General features: G+C 74.0%; 21 protein-coding genes. 8 read left to right on the top strand and 13 right to left on the bottom strand.

Annotated elements, in window-relative coordinates; genetic code table 11:
* Positions 1-52 precede the first annotated feature (52 nt).
* A complete protein-coding gene (locus ACFYZS_RS28720; protein ID WP_389018554.1) occupies positions 53-1369 on the bottom strand; it encodes an ATP-grasp domain-containing protein in 1317 nt (438 codons plus the stop codon).
* Between the two features lie 294 nt (positions 1370-1663).
* Here ACFYZS_RS28720 and ACFYZS_RS28715 point away from each other — a divergent pair, with 294 nt between their 5' ends.
* Positions 1664-3319, top strand: a complete 1656-nt coding sequence (locus tag ACFYZS_RS28715) for a glycosyl hydrolase (RefSeq protein ID WP_389018551.1) — start codon at positions 1664-1666, stop codon at positions 3317-3319.
* Positions 3320-3324: 5 nt separating this feature from the next.
* On the opposite strand, the gene ACFYZS_RS28710 is transcribed toward ACFYZS_RS28715, so the two are convergent.
* The 9 genes from ACFYZS_RS28710 to ACFYZS_RS28670 are packed head-to-tail and all read right to left on the bottom strand — an operon-like array spanning position 3325 to position 14473.
* Entirely contained in the window at positions 3325-4467 is a 1143-nt protein-coding gene (locus tag ACFYZS_RS28710; RefSeq protein WP_389018548.1) for a GNAT family N-acetyltransferase, read from the bottom strand.
* Positions 4464-5219, bottom strand: coding sequence for a lipopolysaccharide biosynthesis protein (locus ACFYZS_RS28705; protein ID WP_389018545.1), 756 nt, complete (start codon positions 5217-5219; stop codon positions 4464-4466). The genes ACFYZS_RS28710 and ACFYZS_RS28705 overlap by 4 nt, the downstream gene beginning before the upstream one ends.
* Positions 5212-6441: a glycosyltransferase gene (locus tag ACFYZS_RS28700; RefSeq protein WP_389018970.1), complete on the bottom strand. Its 1230-nt coding sequence runs from the start codon at positions 6439-6441 to the stop codon at positions 5212-5214. The genes ACFYZS_RS28705 and ACFYZS_RS28700 overlap by 8 nt, the downstream gene beginning before the upstream one ends.
* A gap of 5 nt (positions 6442-6446) precedes the next feature.
* Positions 6447-7223, bottom strand: coding sequence for a polysaccharide deacetylase family protein (locus ACFYZS_RS28695; protein ID WP_389018542.1), 777 nt, complete (start codon positions 7221-7223; stop codon positions 6447-6449).
* The gene (murJ, locus tag ACFYZS_RS28690; RefSeq protein ID WP_389018539.1) at positions 7213-9078 is read right to left on the bottom strand and encodes a murein biosynthesis integral membrane protein MurJ; all 1866 of its coding nucleotides are present in this window, start codon (positions 9076-9078) and stop codon (positions 7213-7215) included. Before murJ ends, ACFYZS_RS28695 begins: the two co-directional genes overlap by 11 nt.
* Entirely contained in the window at positions 9075-10538 is a 1464-nt protein-coding gene (locus ACFYZS_RS28685) for an O-antigen ligase family protein (protein WP_389018536.1), read from the bottom strand. Before ACFYZS_RS28685 ends, murJ begins: the two co-directional genes overlap by 4 nt.
* Positions 10538-12055, bottom strand: coding sequence for an exopolysaccharide biosynthesis polyprenyl glycosylphosphotransferase (locus tag ACFYZS_RS28680; RefSeq protein WP_389018533.1), 1518 nt, complete (start codon positions 12053-12055; stop codon positions 10538-10540). The genes ACFYZS_RS28685 and ACFYZS_RS28680 overlap by 1 nt, the downstream gene beginning before the upstream one ends.
* A complete protein-coding gene (locus tag ACFYZS_RS28675; protein WP_389018530.1) occupies positions 12052-13269 on the bottom strand; it encodes a glycosyltransferase in 1218 nt (405 codons plus the stop codon). Before ACFYZS_RS28675 ends, ACFYZS_RS28680 begins: the two co-directional genes overlap by 4 nt.
* A gap of 19 nt (positions 13270-13288) precedes the next feature.
* Positions 13289-14473: a DUF3344 domain-containing protein gene (locus ACFYZS_RS28670; protein WP_389018527.1), complete on the bottom strand. Its 1185-nt coding sequence runs from the start codon at positions 14471-14473 to the stop codon at positions 13289-13291.
* 116 nt (positions 14474-14589) lie between these two features.
* Between ACFYZS_RS28670 and ACFYZS_RS28665 the strand changes: the two genes are divergently transcribed.
* From ACFYZS_RS28665 to ACFYZS_RS28645, 5 genes are all read left to right on the top strand, one after another.
* The gene (locus ACFYZS_RS28665; RefSeq protein ID WP_389018967.1) at positions 14590-14817 is read left to right on the top strand and encodes a chaplin; all 228 of its coding nucleotides are present in this window, start codon (positions 14590-14592) and stop codon (positions 14815-14817) included.
* Positions 14818-14959: 142 nt separating this feature from the next.
* The gene (locus ACFYZS_RS28660) at positions 14960-15370 is read left to right on the top strand and encodes a rodlin (protein WP_384713776.1); all 411 of its coding nucleotides are present in this window, start codon (positions 14960-14962) and stop codon (positions 15368-15370) included.
* Positions 15371-15614: 244 nt separating this feature from the next.
* Positions 15615-15848, top strand: a complete 234-nt coding sequence (locus ACFYZS_RS28655; protein ID WP_389018524.1) for a chaplin — start codon at positions 15615-15617, stop codon at positions 15846-15848.
* Between the two features lie 119 nt (positions 15849-15967).
* Positions 15968-17254, top strand: coding sequence for a chaplin family protein (locus ACFYZS_RS28650; protein WP_389018521.1), 1287 nt, complete (start codon positions 15968-15970; stop codon positions 17252-17254).
* A 167-nt stretch (positions 17255-17421) separates the two neighbouring features.
* Positions 17422-17769, top strand: a complete 348-nt coding sequence (locus tag ACFYZS_RS28645) for a hypothetical protein (RefSeq protein ID WP_389018518.1) — start codon at positions 17422-17424, stop codon at positions 17767-17769.
* Positions 17770-17886: 117 nt separating this feature from the next.
* Here the strand turns inward: ACFYZS_RS28645 and ACFYZS_RS28640 are convergent, their stop codons facing one another.
* The gene (locus tag ACFYZS_RS28640) at positions 17887-18126 is read right to left on the bottom strand and encodes a chaplin (protein WP_229338917.1); all 240 of its coding nucleotides are present in this window, start codon (positions 18124-18126) and stop codon (positions 17887-17889) included.
* Between the two features lie 166 nt (positions 18127-18292).
* Complete coding sequence (locus tag ACFYZS_RS28635; protein ID WP_389018515.1) at positions 18293-18982, bottom strand: hypothetical protein; 690 nt, start codon at positions 18980-18982, stop codon at positions 18293-18295.
* Positions 18983-19263: 281 nt separating this feature from the next.
* Between ACFYZS_RS28635 and ACFYZS_RS28630 the strand changes: the two genes are divergently transcribed.
* The gene (locus ACFYZS_RS28630; protein WP_389018965.1) at positions 19264-19674 is read left to right on the top strand and encodes a rodlin; all 411 of its coding nucleotides are present in this window, start codon (positions 19264-19266) and stop codon (positions 19672-19674) included.
* A gap of 111 nt (positions 19675-19785) precedes the next feature.
* On the opposite strand, the gene ACFYZS_RS28625 is transcribed toward ACFYZS_RS28630, so the two are convergent.
* Positions 19786-20436, bottom strand: coding sequence for a vitamin K epoxide reductase family protein (locus tag ACFYZS_RS28625; RefSeq protein ID WP_389018512.1), 651 nt, complete (start codon positions 20434-20436; stop codon positions 19786-19788).
* Positions 20437-20619: 183 nt separating this feature from the next.
* On the opposite strand from ACFYZS_RS28625, the gene ACFYZS_RS28620 reads away from it, so the two are divergent.
* On the top strand, positions 20620-21402 hold the full coding sequence (locus ACFYZS_RS28620; protein ID WP_389018509.1) for a DUF6227 family protein: 783 nt from the start codon (positions 20620-20622) through the stop codon (positions 21400-21402).
* The last annotated feature ends 110 nt before the right edge of the window (positions 21403-21512 follow it).

The following is a 21512-nucleotide window of genomic DNA, read 5'->3' as shown; positions in this document are numbered from 1 at the left end:
CCCGCGTCAGCGCCCTCGTCTCCGGCGACGGTCGGGGGTGGGTGGCGGGGCATCACCGGGTCACCAGCTCGTCCGGCTCGGCGGGGGCGGCCGGTGCGGCCGGCGTTGCCGGGTTGGCCGGTGCGGCCAGCTCGCCGCGGGCGCGCTGGCGCGGGGCGCGCACCACGGCGCGCGCCGTACGCCGACCGTGCGCCGGTACGTCGCGCAGGGCGCGCACGCCCTTCCCCGCGCCCCGGACGAGGAACGCGGCGAGCATCGCGAGGAACGGCACCGGGTCGTCGGCGGCGAACCAGGCCGCCTCCACCCGCCCCCGCTCCGCCCGCGGCGCCACCCGTACGGGCCCGGGCCGCTCGCCCCCGGCGCCGCCCCGCACGGCCCCGGCCGCCTGCGCCCGCGCCGGGGCGGGGACGGCTTCGCGGCCGCCGGCCGCGGAGCGCCACGGGAGTTGGCGGCCGCGGACCGCCGCCAGCAGGGCGTAGTTCTCCGCGACGAACACCCGGCCGAGGCCGCCCGCGGGTTCCGGGACCCGTTGCCCCGTCAGATCCAGGTACATCGCCTGGACCACGTCCAGCCCGCCCGCGTCCGTGAAGAGCCGGAACTGCGCACCCGGCCGCGGGTTGAAGTCCACCAGCCGGAAGCAGCCCTTCTCGTCCCGGCGGAAGTCCAGGTCCAGGATCCCCTGGTAGCCCAGGCGCCGGGCCAGCCGCAGCCCCGCCTCCTCCACCGCCGGGTCCGGCAGCCAGCGGCCCACCGCCGTCAGCCCCGTCCGCACCGGCCAGGACAGCTCCTTGCGGCCCGAACCCGCGAGCAGCGGGTGCCCGCCCCGGCCGAACGCGCCGTGGAAGAACCAGTCGGTGTCCGTCCCGGCCGGCAGGAACCGCTGGAGCAGCAGCCTGCTCCCGGCCTCCTGCGTGCGCTCGTACAGCCGGCGCGCCTCGGCGGCGGTGTGCACGAGCGTGGTGCTGCGCAGCCCCGCGCCCGCGGGCAGCAGCCAGGGCCGGCTCCACTTGGCCACCACCGGCAGGCCGAGCCGCCACGCGGCCTCCGCCGCCTCGGCCCCACTGGCCGGGATCACCGTCTCCGGGTGCGGCACGTCCCAGCGCGCGCACAGCCGCGACAGCTCCGCCTTGTCCGCCACCCGGGCCGGCAGGCCGTCGGGCTGATGGGGGATCCGGAACCGCCCGTCGAGCATCGGCGCGATCCGCGCGACGGCGATGGCGCTCAGGTCGTCCATCGCCACGAGCACCGCGGGCCGGCCGATCCGCTCGGACACCCCGACGAGGCACTCCAGCAGCGTCTCCGGAGCCTCGGGGTCCAACCCTCCGACGGGGCCGGGATGTACGGCGCGCAGGTAGCGCGAACGCCCCATGGGACCTCCCCCGGCCTCGACGACGGCATGGACCTCCACGCCCCTGCGCCCGAGCGATCTGACGGCGCCGAGGGTTCCGTGGTGGAACGGATTCCGATCGAGTCTGAGCACTACTGCGGGCACATGGCCGTCGAACGCGTGCATGGGAACGGTGTCTTTCACCTAGTCGGACCAAGCGGGGAGGATACGCAGCTGCGAATGGCCTAGGCAGCGGTCACCGGACAGGCCATTCGTCAGATGTGATGCCTAACGTCTTTGACAAGCACACCGATTCAGGAAAGTTCGGGAGACGCCATGCCCAGACCACACCGCCGACTGGCGAGCACCTGCATCGGTACGGTGACGGCCGGGCTGCTCGCCACCGGAGCCGCGCTCGCGGCCCCCGAGAAGGAGCAGTCCCGGGGTTCCGACATCGCCATGGGCGCGTTTCTCGACTCCGGCCAGAGCGGAGTCGCCCGGATCCCGCAGCTGTCGCGCTGGCTGGGCGGCAAGGAGATCCGGGTCGGGCACACCTATCTGCCCGGAGACCGGTGGGCCCGCATCGAGAACCCCGACTTCCTGGAGGCCTGGGCCCAGTGGCGCCGGGCCAGGCCGGACCGGCTCTTCGTCCTCAACGTGCCCATGCAGGAGCACAACGAGGACCACGTCCCCGACCGCGAGGTGGCCCGGCTCATCCGGGCCGGCGCGGAGGGCGAGTTCGACCACCACTTCGAGAAGCTCGCCCACAAGCTGGTGGCGCTGGGCGTTCCGGACACGGTGATCGTGCTCGGCTGGGAGATGAACGGCGCCACGTACACGCACCGCTGCGCGCCGGACCCGGAGGGCTGGAAGGAGTACTGGAACCGCATCGTCAACACGATGCGCTCCGTCCCCGGTCAGGAGTTCAAGTTCGATTTCGCCCCCAACCGCGGGTCGGACGCGATCGGCTGGACCACGTGCTACCCGGGTGACGACGTGGTCGACGTCGTCGGCATGGATTCGTACGACCAGGCACCCGGCAAGACCTTCGACGAGATGGTCAGCCAGCCGTACGGACTCCAGCAGCACGTCGATTTCGCGAAAGCGCACGGCAAAGAGATCTCGTACCCGGAGTGGGGGCTGTTCCGGCACGGGGACAACCCGGTCTACGTGCAGCGCATGCTGAAGTGGATCGAGCAGCACAAGCCGCTCTACCACACCATCACCGACTACTGTCCGCACGGCGTGTGGCAGTGCAAGCAGAACCCCCGGTCCGCGAAGGCCTTCCGGGCCGCGCTCGCGCCCGAGCGGCCGGGACCCGTGATCCCGACCCCGGTGGTTCCGACGCCGGCCATCCCGACGCCGGTCGTCCCGACGCCGGTGATCCCGACCCCGGTCGTGCCGACCCCGTCGCTCCCGACGCCCGGGATCCCCGTGCCCTCGCCCGTGGTCCCGACCCCCGACCTCCCGCTGCCGGCTCCGGTCCCCTCGCCCGAGACGCCGAGCACGAGTCCCGACCCCGGCACGAGCCCGGCCCCCGAGCCCGCCCCGGTGCCCGTCCCCGTCCCCGAGCCGGTGCCCGTGCCCTCGCCGGCCGTTCCCTCGCCCGAGGTCCCGGTCCCCGCCCCCGAGCCCGTTCCGGTGTCCCCGGAGCCGGTCGAGCCGAGCCCGCAGGTCCCGGCACCCGAGAGCCCCTCCCCCGACCCGGCTCCCGAGCCCGTGCCCTCGCCGGCCGTCCCGTCGCCGCAGACCCCGGTGGGCCCGAGCCCGGACCCCGCACCGGTTCCGGTTCCCGAGCCCTCGCCGGTGCTGCCGCCGGCCCCGGTCCCGGTCCCGGTCGTGCCGAAGCCCGAGCCGACCGAGCCGCCCGTCAACAGCACGGAGTGGTGCGTGCCGATCAACTTCGGCGAGTGGCTCTCCAAGCTGGTCGGCAAGCAGTCGGTCTGCGTCAAGGTCGACTGGGGCAAGGACTCCGGCTTCTGGCCCTGGTAGAGCCGTCATCGGACCCGCAGTTCGTTGAGCCGCGCCCGCCAGTCCCTGGCGGCCGGCAGCGCCTCGCGCAGCGCGTCCACCGCCCGCTCGCGCCCCGTCACCTGTGATTCGTGCAGGCGGAGCAGGGGCGCGAGCGCCGTCCGCGCCAGCAGGAACCGCTGGTTGACGACGGTCTCGGGCCGCCAGTGGTTCTTGTACGGCTCGTTGCCGCGCAGGAAGCTCACCACCGGGCGGCCCTCCTCCAGGGCGCGGCCCGCCTCGTAGCGCAGCAGCAGCGTGGCCACGTCCACCTTCCGGGTCCGCAGGTCCGGATCGGCCCCGTACAGGTATCCGCCGCTGAGCGCCCCCGACAGCAGGGTGACGTTGGCGGCCACCACCTTCCCCTCCAGCCGGAACTCCGTCAGCCGGCCCTCGCCCGCCCGCACCATCCGCCGGGTGGCGCGGGTCAGGTGCTCCGCGAAACGGGGCCTGAGGTGCTCCGGGGTCACCCCGCGCCCGCGCCACTGCTTCTCGTGGAGCCGCAGCAGCGTCCGGACCGCGCGCGGCACCTCCTGCTCGGTGACCTCCCGCTCCTCGATCCCGGCCGCGTCGGTCTTGCGCAGCTTGGCCCGGACCCGCTGGGCCCCGGAGGCCGGCATCCGCTTGACCAGCTCGTCGAACGGCAGCGCGGGCAGCTCCATGCAGGTGGAGTCGGTGAGCGTGCTCCGCACCCCCGGCCACTGGCCGTACAGCGCCTCCGCGGCGGCCCCGGGGCGCACCTCGCGCAGGTCGACGACCGCGCCGCGGGCGGCCCGGTGCAGGCCGTGGGCCAGCACCGGGACGACCTGCTCGGCGTACTCGGCGGCCACGAGCACGTCGAAGTAGTCGGTGATGCCGCCGCCGAGCGGTACCAGGAGCGGCAGCGGCCGGTGGACGAGCATCAGCGCGCAGGCGCCGACGAGCTCCCCGCCGCGCCGTACGAGCACGATCCGCAGCCGCCCGTCCCGGCCGTACGAGAGCCACCAGGAGTGGAGCCAGGCGTGGCTCTGGAAGGGGGTGGCGGTGGGACAGGACCGCAGGAGCCGGTTCCACTCCTCTTCCAGCGCGGCGAACTGCCGGGAATCGCGGCACAGCGTCACCGACAGGGCCCCGGTGGAGCCCGTGGTCATCGCACGGACTCCTTCTCCTTGGTCTCGGTGTGGTCGCCCTGGGCGGGCAGGGAGGCGTACTCCTCGACGACCGGCTCCGCGACGCGGCGCTCCTCGGGCCGCCGGGTGCGGGCGGTGGGCCGCGCCAGCAGCCACAGCCCGCCGAGCAGTCCGCCGGCGCACAGCCCGACGGCCCCGCTGATGGCGGCGGAGGGCGAGGCGGGCTCGCTCGGCGCGACGGCCTGGTTGAACAGCAGCAGTTGGACGCCGGTGTTCTTGGCGGCCTGATTGCTGCTCAGGGAGAGGGCGTCGGCGACGGCGTTGGCGATGTCGGCGGCCTCGGTCGCGCTCTTCGACGTCCCGGTGATGGCGATCATCGGGGACTCGGGGGAGGTCTCGGCGCGCACCTGCGTACGGAGCCGGCCGGCGCTGATGCCCGCGCGCGGCTGGGCGTACGCGAGGGTGGAACTGCTGGTGGCGATGCGGGCGTACGCCTGGGCGAAGCCGAGGGCGGTGGCCGGCTCGGTGGTGTCGTCCGGTACGGCGACGACGTAGCTGGTGGCGGCGTACTCGGGCGCCTTCAGCACCCCGTACGCCCCGCCCGCGGCCAGCCCGAGCAGGGCGGCGGCGGGCAGCGGCCACCACGCGGGCGGCGGCAGCAGCCGCACCTTGCGACGGCGGCGGTCGCTCTTGCGCTGCTCGGCCTTCCTCTGATCGGCCTTCTGCTCGGCCTTCTTCGGATCGGCCTTCTTCGGATCGGCGGTGTCAGCCATGTACGTGCCTTCCAGGAGGGATGGGAGTGGTTTCGGCCCCCCGCTCGGGGGACCGGGTCGGTGGTGCGTCGATCAGGGCGTCCCCGGGCGCCGGGGCGGGACGGGACCCCGGCAGCGCCAGGGCGTAGACCGCGAGGAGGCGCTCCGCGCTGCGGGCGATGTCGTAGCGGCGGGCCACCGGGGGCTGGGGCAGACGCCGCGCCCCGGCCTCCATGTGCCCGCGCAGGGCGGCGACCAGCTCCTGCGTCCCGGTCCCGATCCGGCGCGCCCCCGGCGCCTCCGCGGCCGGCAGGTCGTCGATCGCCGGACAGGTGACGTGCAGCACCGGCAGCCCCGCGGCCAGCGCCTCCAGCACCGCCAGCCCGAACGCCTCCTCCCGCGACGGCGACACGAACACGTCCATGGCGGCCAGCAGCGCCGGGATGCCGGGGGTGCGCCCGTCCGCGCTGTCGCCCAGCGGGTCCCGCTCCCCCAGCAGGTGGATGCGGCTCTGCGCGCCCAGCTCCGCGGCCAGCCGCCGCAGCGCCGCCCGCTCCGGCCCGTCCCCGGCCAGCAGCAGGTGCGCCCCCGGCAGCGCCGCCACCGCCCGCACCAGCGAGTCGAACCGCTTGCCCGGCACCAGCCGGCCGACCCCGCCGACCACGAACGCCCGCTCCGGCAGCCCGGTCCTGGCCCGCGTGGCCCGGCGCACCCCCTCGTCGAAGCGGAAGCGGGCGGCCTCGATCCCGTTCGGTACGACGTGCACGCGCGCGGCCGGCACCCCCCACGCCTCCAGCCGCGCCGCGACGGTGTCCGACACCGCCACGGTCGCCGCGCCCAGCCGCTCGCTGGCCAGGTACAGCGCCCGCACCCCGCCCGTCAGCTTCCGGCCCTCGATCTCGCCCTCGCCGAGCGAGTGCTCGGTGGCCACGGTCGCCCCGACCCCCGCGAGCCGGGCCGCGAGCCGCCCGTACACGCAGGCCCGGTAGAGGTGCGTGTGCACGAGGTCGTACTGCTCGCGCCGGATGAACCGGACCAGCCTCGGCAGCGCGCCCAGGTCCCGGTTGCCGCGCATCCCCAGGTGCACCACCCGGACCCCGTCGGCCCGCAGGCCCTCGGCCACCTGCCCGGGGTTGGTCAGCGTCAGCACGTCGCAGCGCATCGGCATGTGCCGCAGCAGCAGCCGCAGCTGCTGCTCGGCTCCGCCGACCCCGAGCCCGGTGATGATGTGCAGCGCCCGCAGCGACTTCACCGGCGCACCGCCTGCCGCAGCTCCTGCGCCCGGTGCCGCAGCTGCTTGATCCGCAGCCGCCCCGACCCGTCCGCCTGGCTGACGTGGGTGCGCGGCAGGGCGTGCGGGCCGGCCAGCCGGCCGGGGTCGATGGCGCAGGCGTACCCGTACCCGGCGGCCCGCGTCGCGGCGACGACCCGCGCGTCGAGGTGCCCGTACGGGTAGCAGAACCCCTCGGGCAGGGTCCCGGTCAGCTCCCGGATCAGCTCCCGGCTGCCCCGCAGCTCCTGCTGGAGGATGTCGTCGGCGGCCGCGGTGAGGTCCTGGTGGAGCAGCCCGTGCGAGCCGATCTCCTGCCCTGCGGCGGCGACTTCGCGGATGCCCTCGGCGGTCAGCAGGGACTTGCGCGGGCCCAGCGGGTCCCACACGTTGTCCACCCCGAGCCGCCCCGGCAGCACGAACAGCGTGGAGGTGCAGTCGTGCCGGCGCAGCAGCGGCAGCGCCCGGGTCAGGTAGTCGGTGTAGCCGTCGTCGAAGGTCAGCCCGACGAGCCCGGCCCCGCGCCCGGCCGCGCAGGCCCGCAGCAGTTCGCCGACGGACACCCCGCGCAGGCCCCGCGAGCGCAGCCACAGCAGCTGCGCCTCCAGCGTCGCCGGGGTGACGGTGATGCCGTACGGGTCCTCGGCGGGGTCGGTGAACTCGGCGACCGAGTGGTACATCAGGACCCACGGCGAGGCGGTCCGGCGGGCGGGGACCGCCGTGGCGGCCGGCGCCGTGCGGGTGTCAGCGGGCATTGCGGAACCTCTGGGTCATCTGGGCGATCTGGGCGGGCAGGGCGGTGATCTCGAGCGCCCGTATGGCCATGCCGCAGGCGCCGAACATGGCGGGGACGAGGAGGCAGCCGAGGGCGGCGCTGAGCAGCGGGTCGGGGATCATCGGCCCGGCGATCCAGCCGGTGCCGCAGGCGCCGACGGCGGCGACGGTGAGCCGGCCGATGCTGAGCGCGACGCGCCGGACCTGGATGGCGACGATCCGCGAGCCGAGCCCGGTGAGCAGCAGGGCCGCGGTGGTGGAGATGCCGGCGGCGTTCGCGGCGGCGATGCCGTATGTGCCCCACCAGCGGACGGCGAAGGCTCCGGCCACGATGTTGACGAGGAGTCCGGCGCCCATCGCGAGCGCCGGGAACCAGGTGGGCCGGGCGGTCGAGAAGAAGGGCCGGGACAGCGCCCCGACGAGGCAGTGGCCGAGGAGTCCGAGGGCGTAGACCCGCATGACGGAGGCGGTGGCCAGGGTGTCGCGGTGGGTGAACGCGCCGCGTTCGAAGAGGACCTGGATGATCTGGGGCGCGTACCCGATGACCAGGGCGCTGCCCACGAGGACGGCGAGGGAGGCCAGCGCGAGGTCCTGCTCGACGCGCCGCCGGGCCTTCTCCCGCTCTCCGCCGGCCATGGCCTGGGCGACGACGGGGAAGGTGACGGTGCAGATCATCAGGGACAGCACCATCGGCATCTGCGCGACCTTCTGCGCGTAGTTCAGGTGCGAGATGGCCCCCGGCGGCAGCGACGCGGCCAGGAACCGCTCGACCAGGACCTGGGACTGCCGGAACACCGCGAAGAAGATCACCGGGGCGATCACCCCGAACGCGATCAGGGTCGGCCGGTCCCGGTCGCGCTGGCTGCGCGGCGCGCCCTTGGCGCGGGGCGGCCCGAAGCCCACGTTCCGGATGAAGGCGGGCAGTTGGACGAGGACCATCAGCAGTCCGCCCGCGGCCACCCCGGCGGCGGCCGCCCGCACCCCCCACACCGCGTGCAGGGCGATCATCGTCCCGATGATCCCGACGTTGTACGAGACGTAGATCGCGGCCGGCGGCACGAAGGAGCGGTGCGCCCGGAGCGCGGCGCTGAAGTAGCCGGCGATCCCGAAGGACAGCACGGTCAGCGCCGTCATCCGGGTGCACTCCACGGCCAGCGCCGGGTCGGGCAGTCCGGGCGCGAGCACGGCGACGACGAGCGGCGCGGCGACGACGAGCAGGGAGGCGACGGCGGCCAGGAGCACCGTCAGCCGCGGCAGGGTCGCCCCCACGAGCAGCCGTACGGGGTCCTGCGCGCGGGCCTCCTTGCGGGTGAGCCCGGCGCGGAACGCCGCCCGCCGGGCCAGGGCCTGGCTGAACGCGGGCACCATCAGCAGCGCCATGGCGTCCTCGATGAGCAGCGTCGAGGCCATCTCGGGCACGGTCCAGGCGATCAGGAAGGCGTCGCTGTCGTGCCCGGCCCCGAAGAGGTGCGCGATGGTCTGGTCCCGGAACAGCCCGAACACCGCCCCGGCGGCGGTCAGTCCGGCCGTGACGGCGGCGGCCTTGGCCAGGAACCGCCCCAGCGGAGCCGGCGCCGCGTTCCCGCCCGGCGGACCGGCGGACGGGTCGTCCCGTACGGGACCCGGGCCTTCGGGCAGCGCGCGGCGCGCGGCCCGGGCCGCCACCCGGACACCGCGCTCCGCGCGTGCTCCGGCCCCTTCCGGGGACGGGGGCCGGGTTCCGGCGGAGGCGTGCGGGGGTGCGGGGGACGCCGGGGCCGACGTGCCCGGGACGCGGGCGGGGCCCGCCCCGGCCGGGGGGCCGGAGGCGGGCCGCCAAGGCGTCGTATCGGTCACCGGCCGTCCGCACCCGGAACGGCGCGCAGCGCGATCGTGAGACCGGTGCGCCCTCCCGCCGCAGCAGCCTCGCCCGGACCGCGTCCCGCGCCGGGGGCCGTACGCGGCCCCGGCCGGCCGGGGCCGCCGGACACCGCGTCCGCTCCGGAGGAGGACGGCAGGGCCCACCAGGCCGCCAGGCCGATGATCACCCCGGTCAGGACGGTGGACGGCCCGCCGATGTCCGCGTACAGGAAGTCGGTCAGCTGCCAGACGAACAGCCCGATCGCGATCAGCCCGCAGTCCCGGATCCCGGCGCCGCCGCTCGCGTACCGCCGAAGGCCCGCGACGAGCAGCGCCGCCCAGCCGCCCGCCAGCGCGGTCAGCCCGATCAGCCCCTGCTCGCTCAGCACCAGCAGGTACATGTTGTGCGGGGAGAGCAGCGGCTGGCGGATGTACGCCTGCCCCGCGCCGGCGGTGTCGCTGCCGGAGGAGAGGCCCAGCGAGGAGTGCCCGTCCCGATTGGCCGGGAAGCCCTTGAGGCCCACCCCGGCCGCCGGCCGCTCGCGCCACATCGACTCGGCCGCGGCCCACATCGTGTAGCGGTCGGTCACCGACTGGTCGGGGGCGCTGGAGACCTGGGTGATCGAGGTCAGCCGCTCGGCGACCATCTCGGAGCCGACCCCGAGCCCGCCCACCAGGACCACCCCGGCCGCGGCCAGCGCGAGCAGCACCCTCAGCGCCCGCCGGATCCCGGCGAGCAGCATCACCAGCAGCGCCGCGCCGACGGTCGCGATCCACGCGCCCCGGCTGAACGACAGCACCAGCGGCACCACCAGCACCAGGGCCGCAGCGCCCGCCAACCGCCGCACCCGGCCCGGCAGTCCCGGAGCCAGGGCCGCCGCGGTCGCCACGACCAGCCCGTACGCCACCACCGTGGCCATGCCCATCACGTCGCCGGGCCCGAAGGTGCCGACGGCCCGGATGTCCTCGCCCTGGTACGAAGCCCCCGTGTGGGTCGCGAACTGCACGACCCCCACCGCGCCCTGCACCAGCGCCAGCACCACGAAGCACCCGGCGGCCAGCCGGAACTCCCCGGCGTCGCGCACCAGCAGCACGATCGCCGCCGGGACCAGCACGAACACCTGGAGGTAGCGCACGAAGCCGGGCAGCGCCGCGTACGGGTCCCCGGCGGTCGCGGTCGCCACCGCCAGCCCCACGGCGGGCACGCCGAGGACCAGCACGCCCAGCGGGCTCAGCTGCCGCACCCGGCCGCGCAGCGCCTGCACCGCGCAGACCAGCACCAGCACCAGGGAGGCCGCGTCGGCCGGGCCGACCTTGCCGGAGGTGCTCGCGTCGCCCGCCGCGATCGGGGCGAGGAGCAGCAGGACGGTCGCGGCGAGCGGCAGCAGCGGCCAGTGCCGCCGCAGCAGCCCCGCCGCATCGGGCCGGGCTCCGTACGGGGATACGGCGAGGCTCATCAGCTGCCCCCCAGCCGGAAGCGGAAGAAGGAGGCCGCGGTGCGGGCGAGGATCCACAGGTCCTGCCACAGCGACCAGGTGTCGATGTAGTGGTTGTCGAAGCGGGCCCGGTCCTCGATGGAGGTGTCCCCGCGCAGACCGTTGATCTGGGCGAGCCCGGTGATGCCGACGGGCATCCGGTGCCGGGCCTCGTAGCCGGGGTGGACGGTGCTGAACTTCGCCACGAAGAACGGCCGTTCCGGCCTCGGTCCGACCAGGCTCATGTCGCCCCGGACCACGTTCCACAGCTGCGGCAGCTCGTCCAGCGAGGACTTGCGCAGGAAGGAGCCGACCGGGCTCATCCGGTTGTCGCCCGCCACCGTCCACCGGGTGGCGGACTCGTGCTCGTCGGCGCGCAGGGTGCGGAACTTCAGCAGCGTGAAGGGGCGCCCGTACAGGCCGACCCGCTCCTGCCGGAAGATCACCCCGGGGCCGTCGGAGATCCGTACGGCCAGCGCGCACACGCCCATCACGGGCGCGGCGGCGATCAGCGCGAGCGAGGCCAGCAGTCCGTCGATGCCCCGCTTGACCCACCGCTCCACCGGCCGCGACGGACGCGGCAGCAGCGGCTGTACGGCGTACCCCCACAGCTGGTCGGCGGGCTGGGCCACCCGCATGCCGGTCACCTTGGCGGTGCCGGCCGGGTCGGCGAGCCAGAGCCGGCAGCCGTGGTCGTGGAAGAGCCGGACCAGGGAGGCGGTGCGCTCGTCGGCCTCCGGCGGGCGGGTGAACACCGCGTGCCGGACCGAGTTCTGGATGACCGCGCGCCGGATGTCCTCGTGCGTGGCGAGCACCGGCACGGCGCCGCCGCCCTCCTCGGGGGCCGCGGTGTCGGCGAGCCCGACGGGCCGCAGCCCGTACTCGGGGCGCCCGTGCAGGGCGGCGGCGACCGCGCTCGCCCCGGCGCCGGGGCCGACGACGAGGGCGGAGGCCGGCCGGCGGCGGGCCGCGCGGCGGCGCAGCCGGTTGACGAACCCGCGCCCGGTGCACGTCAGTACGATCTGCAGACAGACGGCGCCCAGCAGCGCCGACCAGCCCAGGGCCTCGCCCGGCGCCGTGGCGGCCACGACGGCGGCGAAGGCGCACCACAGGATGGCGGCCCGCCCGGCCAGCGCGGGCAGCTCCAGCAGCGCCGAGGGCGCGAGCCGCGGCCGGTACAGCCCGGCCTGCGCGTGCAGCGCGGCGGCCAGCACGGCCATCGGGGCGGCCGCCCCGGCCGGCACCGCCGTCCCGGGCGGGGACAGGACCGTCGTGGTGAGTACGGCGGCCAGCGCGTCGGCGGTCAGCAGCGGGAGGACCCCGTCGCGGCGCCGGACCCGCTGGGGCCGCGCCAGGGGCCGGGCCGCGTCGGCCCGGGGCCGGCGTGGGGGGTGGATGGCGGTCACGGACCGTCGGACGGCTGCGGTGCCGGCGGTGCCGCCGGCGGGCCCCGTTCCGCCCTGCCCGGTGTGCCGGGCGGGTGCGCTGTCCATCGTCATCGGCTGATGCGCTCCTGGTTCAAGGGCCGGGGCCTGCCCAGCAGTTCGTGGTACAGACCGGTGACCGCGTCCGTGGTCCGCCGCACGTCGAAGTCGGTCCGGGCGTGCTGCCCGGCCTGCTCCCCGAGTTCGGCGAGCAGCCGCGGTTCGGCGAGCAGCCGTCCCAGGGCCTTGGCCAGGGCCGTCGGGTCCTCCGGCGGTACCAGGCAGAGCCGTCCCTGGCCGGGCGGCAGGCTCTCCCGGGCACCGCTGACGTCGGACACCAGGACCGGCCGGCCGCAGGCCATGGCTTCGAGCGGGGCGAGCGCCATGCCCTCCCACCGCGACGGCAGTACAACGAGATCGGCGGCCCGAAGCCACGGTCGGATGTCGCGGGCGGCTCCCGCGAAGAGCACCCCGGGCGGGGCGCTGCGGCGCAGCCGCTCGGTGTCGGGGCCGTCGCCGACGAGCGCGAGACGGGCCTCGGGGACGTTGCCGAGCACCTCCCGCCAGGCCCGGAGCAGGATGTCCTGGCCCTTCTGCTGGCAGAGCCGGCCCACGCAGACGGCGAGCGGCCCGTCGCCCAGGAAGGCGGCGGGCAAAGGGAGTTCGGTGCGCGCCCGGGCCCGGTCGGCCTCGCGGTCGGGGCCGCCGGGGCGGAAGTGGTCGAGGTCGACGCCGTTGCGGATCACCGACCAGTGGGCGGCGATGCCCTCGGCCTCCCCGGCCCGGCGCTCGGCCTCGCTGACGCAGAGCACCCGGTCGGCCCAACGCGCCCCGAACCGCTCCCAGCGCAGCGCGAGTGCGGCGGTGGCCCCGCCGACGGCGTCGAAGGACCAGGCGTGCGGCTGGAACACGGTGGGCACGGCCCCGCGTACGGCGAGCCGCCCGGCGAGGCCCGCCTTGGCGCTGTGGGCGTGCAGGACGTCCGGCCCGACCTGGCCGATCACCCGCCGGGCGCCCAGCACTTCGGCGGGCAGGTCGGGTCCCGGGGCCCGGCCGGCGCGCCAGGTGAGCACCTCGGCCCCGGCCTCGCGGGCCGCGTCGGCGAGCTGTCCGCCGCGCGGGCAGCCGACGGCGGTCCGCAGCCCGGCGGCCGTCTGGGCCCGGACGAGGTCGACGACGACGCGGGCGACACCGCCGTCGACGGGTTGGACGAGGTGCAGGACGGACAGGGGGCGGGTGATCGGAGCCTGCGCACGGGAGGGCTGCGCAGGGGGAGGCTGTGTCGGCACGCGGAGTGGTCTCCTACGTTCAGCGGCGCGCGTCTGTCTGAACGAAGAGCACGCCGAGGAATTGACCCTGGCTTTCGCCCGTGAACCTGAAGCTCAGGCTGCGGGCACCACCGGACAGGGCGGGACTCAGGTCGAACACGTCCGCGTCATATCCGAGATTATTCATATGTTCGGGCTGTCGCACGAACGAGGGATCCCCGAATTCCGTGATCGTGGAATTCATAACATCATTAAAAGGATTTTCTGCATCACTGATGTCGACCCGTCGGCCACTGTCGGAGGTCACCGTGAGTGAGTCCCCGAGGGTTCCGCGGTCCCCGTCGTACGCGACCACCCCGACCTTCCCGGCCGACCCCGCGGCGGCGTCCAGACCGGCGACCTCGACCGTCTCGCCGGCCCCCGCCCCGGCGCCCGCGGCGATCGACCCGAAGCCGTCCCACACCGAGATCCGGCGCACCGGCTCCTGCGGGTGCTCGTACGCCACGACCAGCGTCCAGCCGCCCCAGGCGCCCACCTCGGAATGGCCCATCGCGATGTTCAGCTGGGCCACCGTCCACATCCCGGCGCCGCCCTTGCGGACCATCGGGGTCACGTCGGCCGAGGCCTGGTAGGCATCGCTGCCCGCGTCCGACCGGTGGCCGATCACGGTGTCGGCGAGGACCTCCTTGTACGCCCCGCCCGGCTCCGCGACCAGCACCCGGCCGTTGTCCTCCGGCGGCTTCTGCTCGCCCACCCGCAGGTTCCCGCCCCAGTACAGGCGGGCGTACGAGACCTTCGCGCCCAGCGGGACCTTGAGTTCGGCCCGGGTGGAGTTGTAGGTGTCCGGATCCTTGTCGACCTCGCTGTAGAACATGTCGAAATCGCCGTTGACCCCCGCCGCACCCCGGTCGACCTCGCTGCACGGCTCGGCGTCCGGCGCCTCTTCCCGGCGGCAGGCGATGGAGGAGTTGGAGGCGCGGACCAGCCCGCCGTGCTGGACGGCCCGGTAACGCTGGGTGAAGGGGATCTTGGCCATTTCCCGCGCGGCGGGGGTCGCGGGGCCCGGCGGGGCGGCCGCAGCGGGGACGTTCGCCGAAAGTACGAGGCAGGACAGCAGACCGAGCGTGCCGAGGATTCTGCGGGACGAACCCATGACCCTGTCTCCATTTTCGATCAAGGGGACAAAACAGGAGTGAACTTTGTCAGAAATCAGGCTGGAAATCACGCCGGACTCGCTCGTACGGCCTTTTGGGCGATAACACGCACCCTCGCAGGCGGCGGGTCGTTATGCGGTGCACCACTGTTCGAACCGAAAGGAAAACGGAGATGAAGAAGAGGCTGATGCGCGGCACCACCCTGGCGGTCGCCGGCACCGCGGCGCTGATGGGCGGCGCGGGCCTCGCCTCCGCGGACTCGGCGGCGGCGGGCTTCGCGGCGGAGTCCCCCGGCGTGGGCAGCGGCAACCTGGTCCAGGTCCCGGTCAACATCCCCGTGAACGTCTGCGGTGTCACGGCCAACCTGGTCGGCGTGCTGAACCCGGCGTTCGGCAACACCTGCGTCAACGCCTGACCGTCGGTCCGACTGTCAGCCCAACCGTCAATCGGGTCGCTCGAAACCCAGGCATCCGAGTGAAGGCACGCAACCCCGACCCGGGACCTGCCGTTGATCCGGGTGCTCCACTACCGGGCAATCCAGCAAAAAAGGGACGACAATGATCAAGAAGATGATGGCCACTGCGGCTGCCGCAGCCTCGGTCGTGGGCATCGGGGCCGCCATGGCTCCGCAGGCGATGGCGATCGGCAACGACAACGGCATCAACACCGTCAACGGCAACGGCGCCTCTCAGATCTACGGCAACCAGGCCACCTACGGCACCATGAGCCCCCAGATGGCGCTCATCCAGGGCTCGTTCAACAAGCCCTGCATCGCGCTGCCGGCCAAGGTCAACGCCCAGTCGATCCTCGCGCTCGTCAACGTCGGCGTCCAGGACATCCCGATCCTGTCCAACCCGATGAACCAGCAGTGCACCGAGAACTCCACCCAGGCCAAGGGCGACGAGCCGCTCTCGCACATCCTGGACAACATCCCGGTCCTGTCGGGCAACGCGTCCGCCGGCAGCTGACCGCAGCCGCGCAAGCGAGGCCGCCGCACCCTCCGGGTCGCGGCGGCCTCGCCGCTTGTCGACACGGCCCGGCCACGCCGCCCGTACACGCCGCGAATAGCGCGTAAATCCGGCGCGAATTCCGGGCGGCACGGGCGCGGGTGAATTCGCGGAAGCTGCCGGGAAAATCTCCGGTTTCTTTTCCCGGACCCACTCGTTGTTATTTCCGCAGTGGACAAGCCTCTGCGGGAAGGATCGAAAACAAATGACGTACAAGAAGGCAGTGGTGCTGGCCGCCGGCGTTCTCATGGCCGCCGGTGCCGCCTCGCCCGCCATGGCCGACTCGGTCGCCGACGGCAAGGCCATCGGCTCCCCCGGCGTCGCCTCCGGCAACCTCGTCCAGGTTCCGGTGCACGTCCCGGTCAACGTCTGCGGCCTCACGGTCAACGTGATCGGCGCGCTGAACCCCGCGTTCGGCAACACCTGCATCAACGCCTGACGAAGCGCCTGCCCGCAAGGGCAAACCTCCTCGGGGTGGCCTCGGAGTGCACGGCGGTGCACTCCGAGGCCACCTTCGATTCAGCACCGGCGGGAATGCCGGTAGACAGGGAAGGACCCATGCGACAGGTACTGAGCCGACAGGTACTGGGCAAGGGGGTGCTCACGGCGGCGGCCGCCTCGAGCCTGCTGTCGATCGCGACCGGCGCGGCCTACGCGCACCCGGGGGCGATGGCCGAGGCCTCGCATTCGCCGGGCGCGCTGTCCGGCAACAGCGTCTCGGTACCGATCACCCTCTCGCCGAACGTGTGCGGCAACAGCGTGGACGGCGGAGCGGCGCTCAACCCCTCGATGGGGAACACGTGCGCCACCACGACCGGCTCCGACGCCCACCACGCCGGCCGCGACTACGAGCGCTACCTCAGCCCCGAACACGCCGAGGCCTTCGAGCGCTACCTCGAAGAGCACCAGGGCGGCCGCCACGCGCTGCCCGAGCAGCGCCACGAGGAGCCCCGCCACGAGGAGGCCCGCCGGCACGCACCGCGCCACGCGGCCCCCCGGTACGAGGAGGGGCGCGACGAGGGCGGCTACGGCGGATCGGGCGAGGAGGAGGACCGGAGCCACGGCGTACCGGCGGGCCACGGCGGACACCCCGGGCAGGGCGGCTACGGAGGCCCGGACGAGGAGGAGTGCGACGACCACCCGCACGCCCTCCCGGCCCCGGCTCCGGTGGCCCACCACGCTCCCCCGGCGCCCGAGCGGCCGCAGCTGCGGCCCCACCCGAAGCCGCAGCCCGCGCCCCACCCGAAGCCGGCGGCGGAGCATCCGGCTCCGAGGCCCGCGCCCCAGCCCCACCCCGCACCGAAGCCCCTGCCCCACCCGGCTCCGAAGCCGCCCGTCCACGAGGCGCCCGTAGAGGTGCCCGCGCCGCCGCAGCCCGCGCCGGTCCCGGCCCCGGTGCCCCTGCCGGCCCCGGTCAACGAGGCGCCCGTACCGCTGCCCGCACCGGCTCCGGGGCCCGCCCCGGTGGCGGAGGCGCCCCGGCCGCTCCCGGCGCCCGCGCCGGTCGCCGAGGAGGCCCCCGTACCGGCGCCGCCGCACGGCAGCCGGTTCGTGGAGCACCCGGCTCCCGCGCCGGCGCCCGAGGTCGTCCGTCCCGCCGACCAGCCGCCGGCCGCCCCCGCCGGTGACACCCCGATCCACCTGGCGCCGGCGCCCGCACCGGCACCCGTCCCGGTGACGCCGGCCGCGCCGGTCCCCGTACCGGCTCCGCTGCCCGCCCCGGCGCAGGTGTCGGCTCCGGAGCTCGCCGAGACGGGTGCCGGTCAGCCGGGTGCCGCGGCGGCCCTCGCGTCGGCCCTGATCCTGGGCGGCGCCATTCTGTACCGGAGGTCCCGGACCGCCTGACAGGCAATACCGGTAATCGGAAGAAATATCGGCCGGAGAATCCTTCATCGGATTCTCCGGCCGTTGCCGTACGCGTTTCCGGAGTGGCGGGGAATCGTTACCCAGGGCGAATGCGGCGCGACCGTCGCCGCTCATGCCTCTGTCCACGAAAGAAGAGGATTTCGATAATGAAGCTCACGAAGGTCGCCGCGGTCATCGCCGGCTCCGTCGCCGCGCTCGGCGCCGCCGCTCCCGCCTTCGCGGCCGCCGCGCCGGTCGCGATGCCCCCCATGAGCCTGACGGGCGGGGCCACCGAGGCCGTCAACTCGCTCGCTCCGGTCACCGAGCAGCTCCCGGAGACCCTGGGCAACGGGGTGGCCGAACAGGGCGAGGCCGTCACCAAGGTCGTGGACACCGCGCAGCGCGTCAACAAGGTCCGCAACAATGCGCCGGGCGAGGTGCTCAAGGTGGCGGACGGAGCCACCCAGGCGTCCCCGCTCCTCGGCGGCGTGAAGCTCAACGGCGGGGCCCACTGAGCAGGTCGGGCCGCCCGCCCCGGCGGGAACCGCGGGAACTCCGGGAACCGCGGGAGCACGACAGTGGGCGCCACCGGCGAGGCCGGTGGCGCCCACTGTCACATGTGCCGACTGACGTCAGTCGTTGACGCAGACGTTGCCGAACGCGGGGTTCAGCAGGGCGATCACGTTGACGGTGTTACCGCAGACGTTGACCGGCACGTGGACCGGGACCTGGACCAGGTTGCCCGAGAGCACACCGGGCGAACCCACGGCCGCGCCCTCGGCCGACGAGTCGGCCATGGCGGAGCCGGCGGCACCGGCCGCAGCGAGACCGGCGGAGGCCAGGACCAGGGCGGCCTTCTTGGCAGAGTTCATGGGAAGTGCACCTTCTGTTCGATGTTCTGCCCCGACGCGGGGCTCACACCGAGCGAAACGGTCCGGACTCCCATACGACACGGCCCCGCGCGCAATCAGACCTGTTCAGCTCAATAGTCGTAACCACGCGCGGTTTTCGGGCCGCGATGTGCGATCCTGCCCCCCGCTACGGGAGGTCGGGGAGTTCCGGCACGCTCTCCACCGGCGTCAGGACCGGGTTGGCCGGCTGGACCGGCTTGACCGGTGCGGGCACCGCGGGCACCGCGGGGACTGCCGGGGCCGCGGGGACTGCCGGGGCCGCGGGGACTGCCGGGGCCGCGGGGACTGCCGGGACCGCGGGGACTGCCGGGACCGCCGGCTTCGCCGGGAGTGCGGGTACCGCCGGCCGGGCCGGGACGGGGAGCGCCGGCTTGGAGACGGGCGCGGCCGGCTTGGAGACCGGAGCCGCCGGCTTGGAGACGGGGATCTCCGGGATCTCCGGGATCTCCGGGGTCGTGGGAATCTCCGGGATCTCGGGGAGGGAGGGGATCGGCAGCGCCGGGATCTCCGGGATCGCCGGGAGGCTCGGCAGGGTCGGCAGCTTGATCTCCGGGAGCTTCACCCCGGGCAGGAGCGTCTCCAGGGACTTGGTCACTCCGTCGAGGATCGCGGTGATCTGCGCGAGGAGGTCGTCCAGCGGGCCGGCGGCCGCCACGCGGCGGTCGATCTGCTGCTGGGCGGCCGCGATGCGTTTCGTGACGACGGCGGCCGTGTCACCGTCCGCGGCGCCCGCGGGGGCGGCCGCGCCGGAGAGTATGACGACGGCGAGGGCCGACGGGACGAGGACGCGGATGCGGGACGGCTTCGTGCGGTGCATGGCATTTCCTTCGGTGGTCGCACAGAGGCGGACCCGAGCGATCCGCTTCCTCACCCACCGTGCGAACACCTTCTACGGAGCGCAACAGGATCTTGAACGGCCGGACCGGCTCTGGGCGCTGCGTACGGGCTTCGCGCAGGCGTCCGGAGAAGGCTCACCCGGGGCGGGGAAATCCTCGGCCGGAGCGGGCCGTTTGAGTGAAGCAGCGGAACCAACCCCCGTGGAGGGCAGTTGACCAGGGCGCTCCACTAGCGGGCACTCGTGCGACAAAAGGACCAATGATGCTCAAGAAGATCATGACTGCTGCCGCGGTCACCGCCGCCGCCGTCGGCGCGGGCGCTGCTGTTGCGGCCCCGGCCATGGCCATCGGCAACGACAACGGGATCAACACCGTCAACGGGAACGGTGCTCAGCAGATCTACGGCAACCAGAAGACCGCCGGCGACATGAGCCCGCAGCTCGGCCTGGTCCAGGGCACCCTGAACAAGCCCTGCATCGGTCTGCCGGTCAAGGTCAACGCGCAGTCGATCCTCGCGGCCCTCAACATCGGCGTTCAGGACATCAACGTCCTGTCCAACCCGATGAACCAGCAGTGCACCGAGAACTCCACCCAGGCCAAGGGCGACGAGCCGCTCTCGCACATCCTGGACAACATCCCGGTCCTGTCGGGCAACGCGTCCGTCGGCAGCTGATCTCCGCTCCCCCGCTTTCCCCGGTCCGGGCCCTGTCGCCCGTGGAGCGATGTGACGAGGGCCCCGGCAGCCTCCAGCTGCCGGGGCCCTCGGGCGTGCGGGGCGCCGCGGTCACCCGGTCCAGAACTCCCACCACCGGGTGAGGATCAGCATTCCGATCACGCCGATGTGCAGGGCGGGCGGGGCCCAGCCGAACTCGGCGAAGAAGGTCCGTACGGGACCGGGCGCGGGCAGCGCCCCCGCCCGGACGTTGCGGGCGGTGACCGCCCAGAACATCAGCAGGGTGGCCGCCCAGGTGAGGCAGCACCACAGGCAGAGCGCGTTGATCTCGTACAGGGACTGGACCATCAGCCAGGTGCAGAAGCCGACTCCGAAGAGCATCCCGGCGTTCAGTCCCAGCCAGAACCAGCCGCGGTAGCGGGCGCCCGCCAGCAGGCCGGCTCCGACGCACACGACGGCCCCGAACGCGACCAGCCCCAGCAGGGGGTTGGGGAAGCCGAAGGCCGCCGCCTGCTCGCTCTTCATGACGCTGCCGCAGGAGACGACCGGGTTCAGACTGCAGGCGGGCTTGAAGTCCGGGTCCTCCAGCAGCAGGAACTTGTCGAGGGTGATCACCCAGGAGGCCAGCACCCCGGCGGCGCCGGTGAGCGCCAGCAGCCAGGCCAAAGCCCGTCGGCCCGCCTCCGGTTCGTCCTCGTGTCTGGTGTGGGGCAGCCCCTGCTGGCGGGGAAGGTCCACTGTTTTCGTTGCCATACGGGCCATGTTGCCGCGCTCCGGAACAGACCCGGGCGAACCATGCTCATCCCGGGGCAAGTTGACCTGAAGGGGTGGCGGGAACCCCTGATGCTTCCCGGACGTTTTACCGAACCCCGGACGTGATGTCAGAGCCAGGGGCTACGTTGAGCTTCCGCGAAGTCACAAGCTGCGACGGCCTGGAGACCCACCTTGAGCGATCCGTACGAGACAACCGAGGCGCACCTCGAGCGACTCCTGGGCCGCGCCCTCAACTCTTTCGACCTGCCGGACCGGTTGGTCGAGCGCCTCGGCACGGCGCTCGCCCACAGCTCCTCGCTGTACACCTCCCACCACAGCCCGGCGGCGGGCCTGTGGCGGGAGACCCACCGGCACACGTACCTGCTCTCCGACGGCGGTTCGGCCTCCTTATGGGAGCTGGTGTACCGGCTGGTGGGCGACCGGACGATCCGGCACGAGGTCTTCGTGAGCAAGGCGGAGGCCTGCCTGGCCGTGGCCCGGCTGTTCGGCGAGGCCCCGGCGGAGGCGGCCTTCGACCCGGCGCTGGATCCGGCGCTCGCCGCCGCCGAGGAGGAGCCGGACACCGGCGTGGCTGATCTGGGCGCGCTGTTCGCGGCGAGCTCGCCGGCCCGGCGGCACCGGGAGTACGCGGTGGAGGAGTCCGCCGATCACGCCCGCCGGGTGCTGCGGCGGGCGGAGAATCCGGACCGGCCCGGCGAGGGGACGGCGCTGCTGCTGCGGTCGGCGTATGCGCACCAGATCACCCAGGCCTTCGGGACCCGGCCGTTCACGGCGGACGGGCGGGGCACCGGGTTCAACCTGTACGAGCACTCGTTCGTGCTGCTGGACGGCAGCGAGCTCAGCCTGTGGGAGGTCGAGCACACGGCGACGCCGGACGGGCGGCACATGTGCGAGGTGTATGAGAGCGAGGCGGCCGCCCGCGGGGCGATGGAGCTGCGCGCGCGGGTGAGGTGACGGGCCGGGATACGGCCTAGGTGTATTGACCCGCAGGGTTGTTGATTCGGCTGATGGGTGGGTGTCCGCCGAGTGCGGTGTGGCAGCGGTGGTGGTTGTAGGTGTGGAGG

The sequence above is a fragment of the Streptomyces sp. NPDC001903 genome (genome assembly GCF_042891345.1).
Classification (GTDB): Bacteria; Actinomycetota; Actinomycetes; order Streptomycetales; family Streptomycetaceae; genus Streptomyces.
Note: the sequence above shows the minus strand (reverse complement) of the source record. Positions and strands in the feature narration are given on the sequence as shown.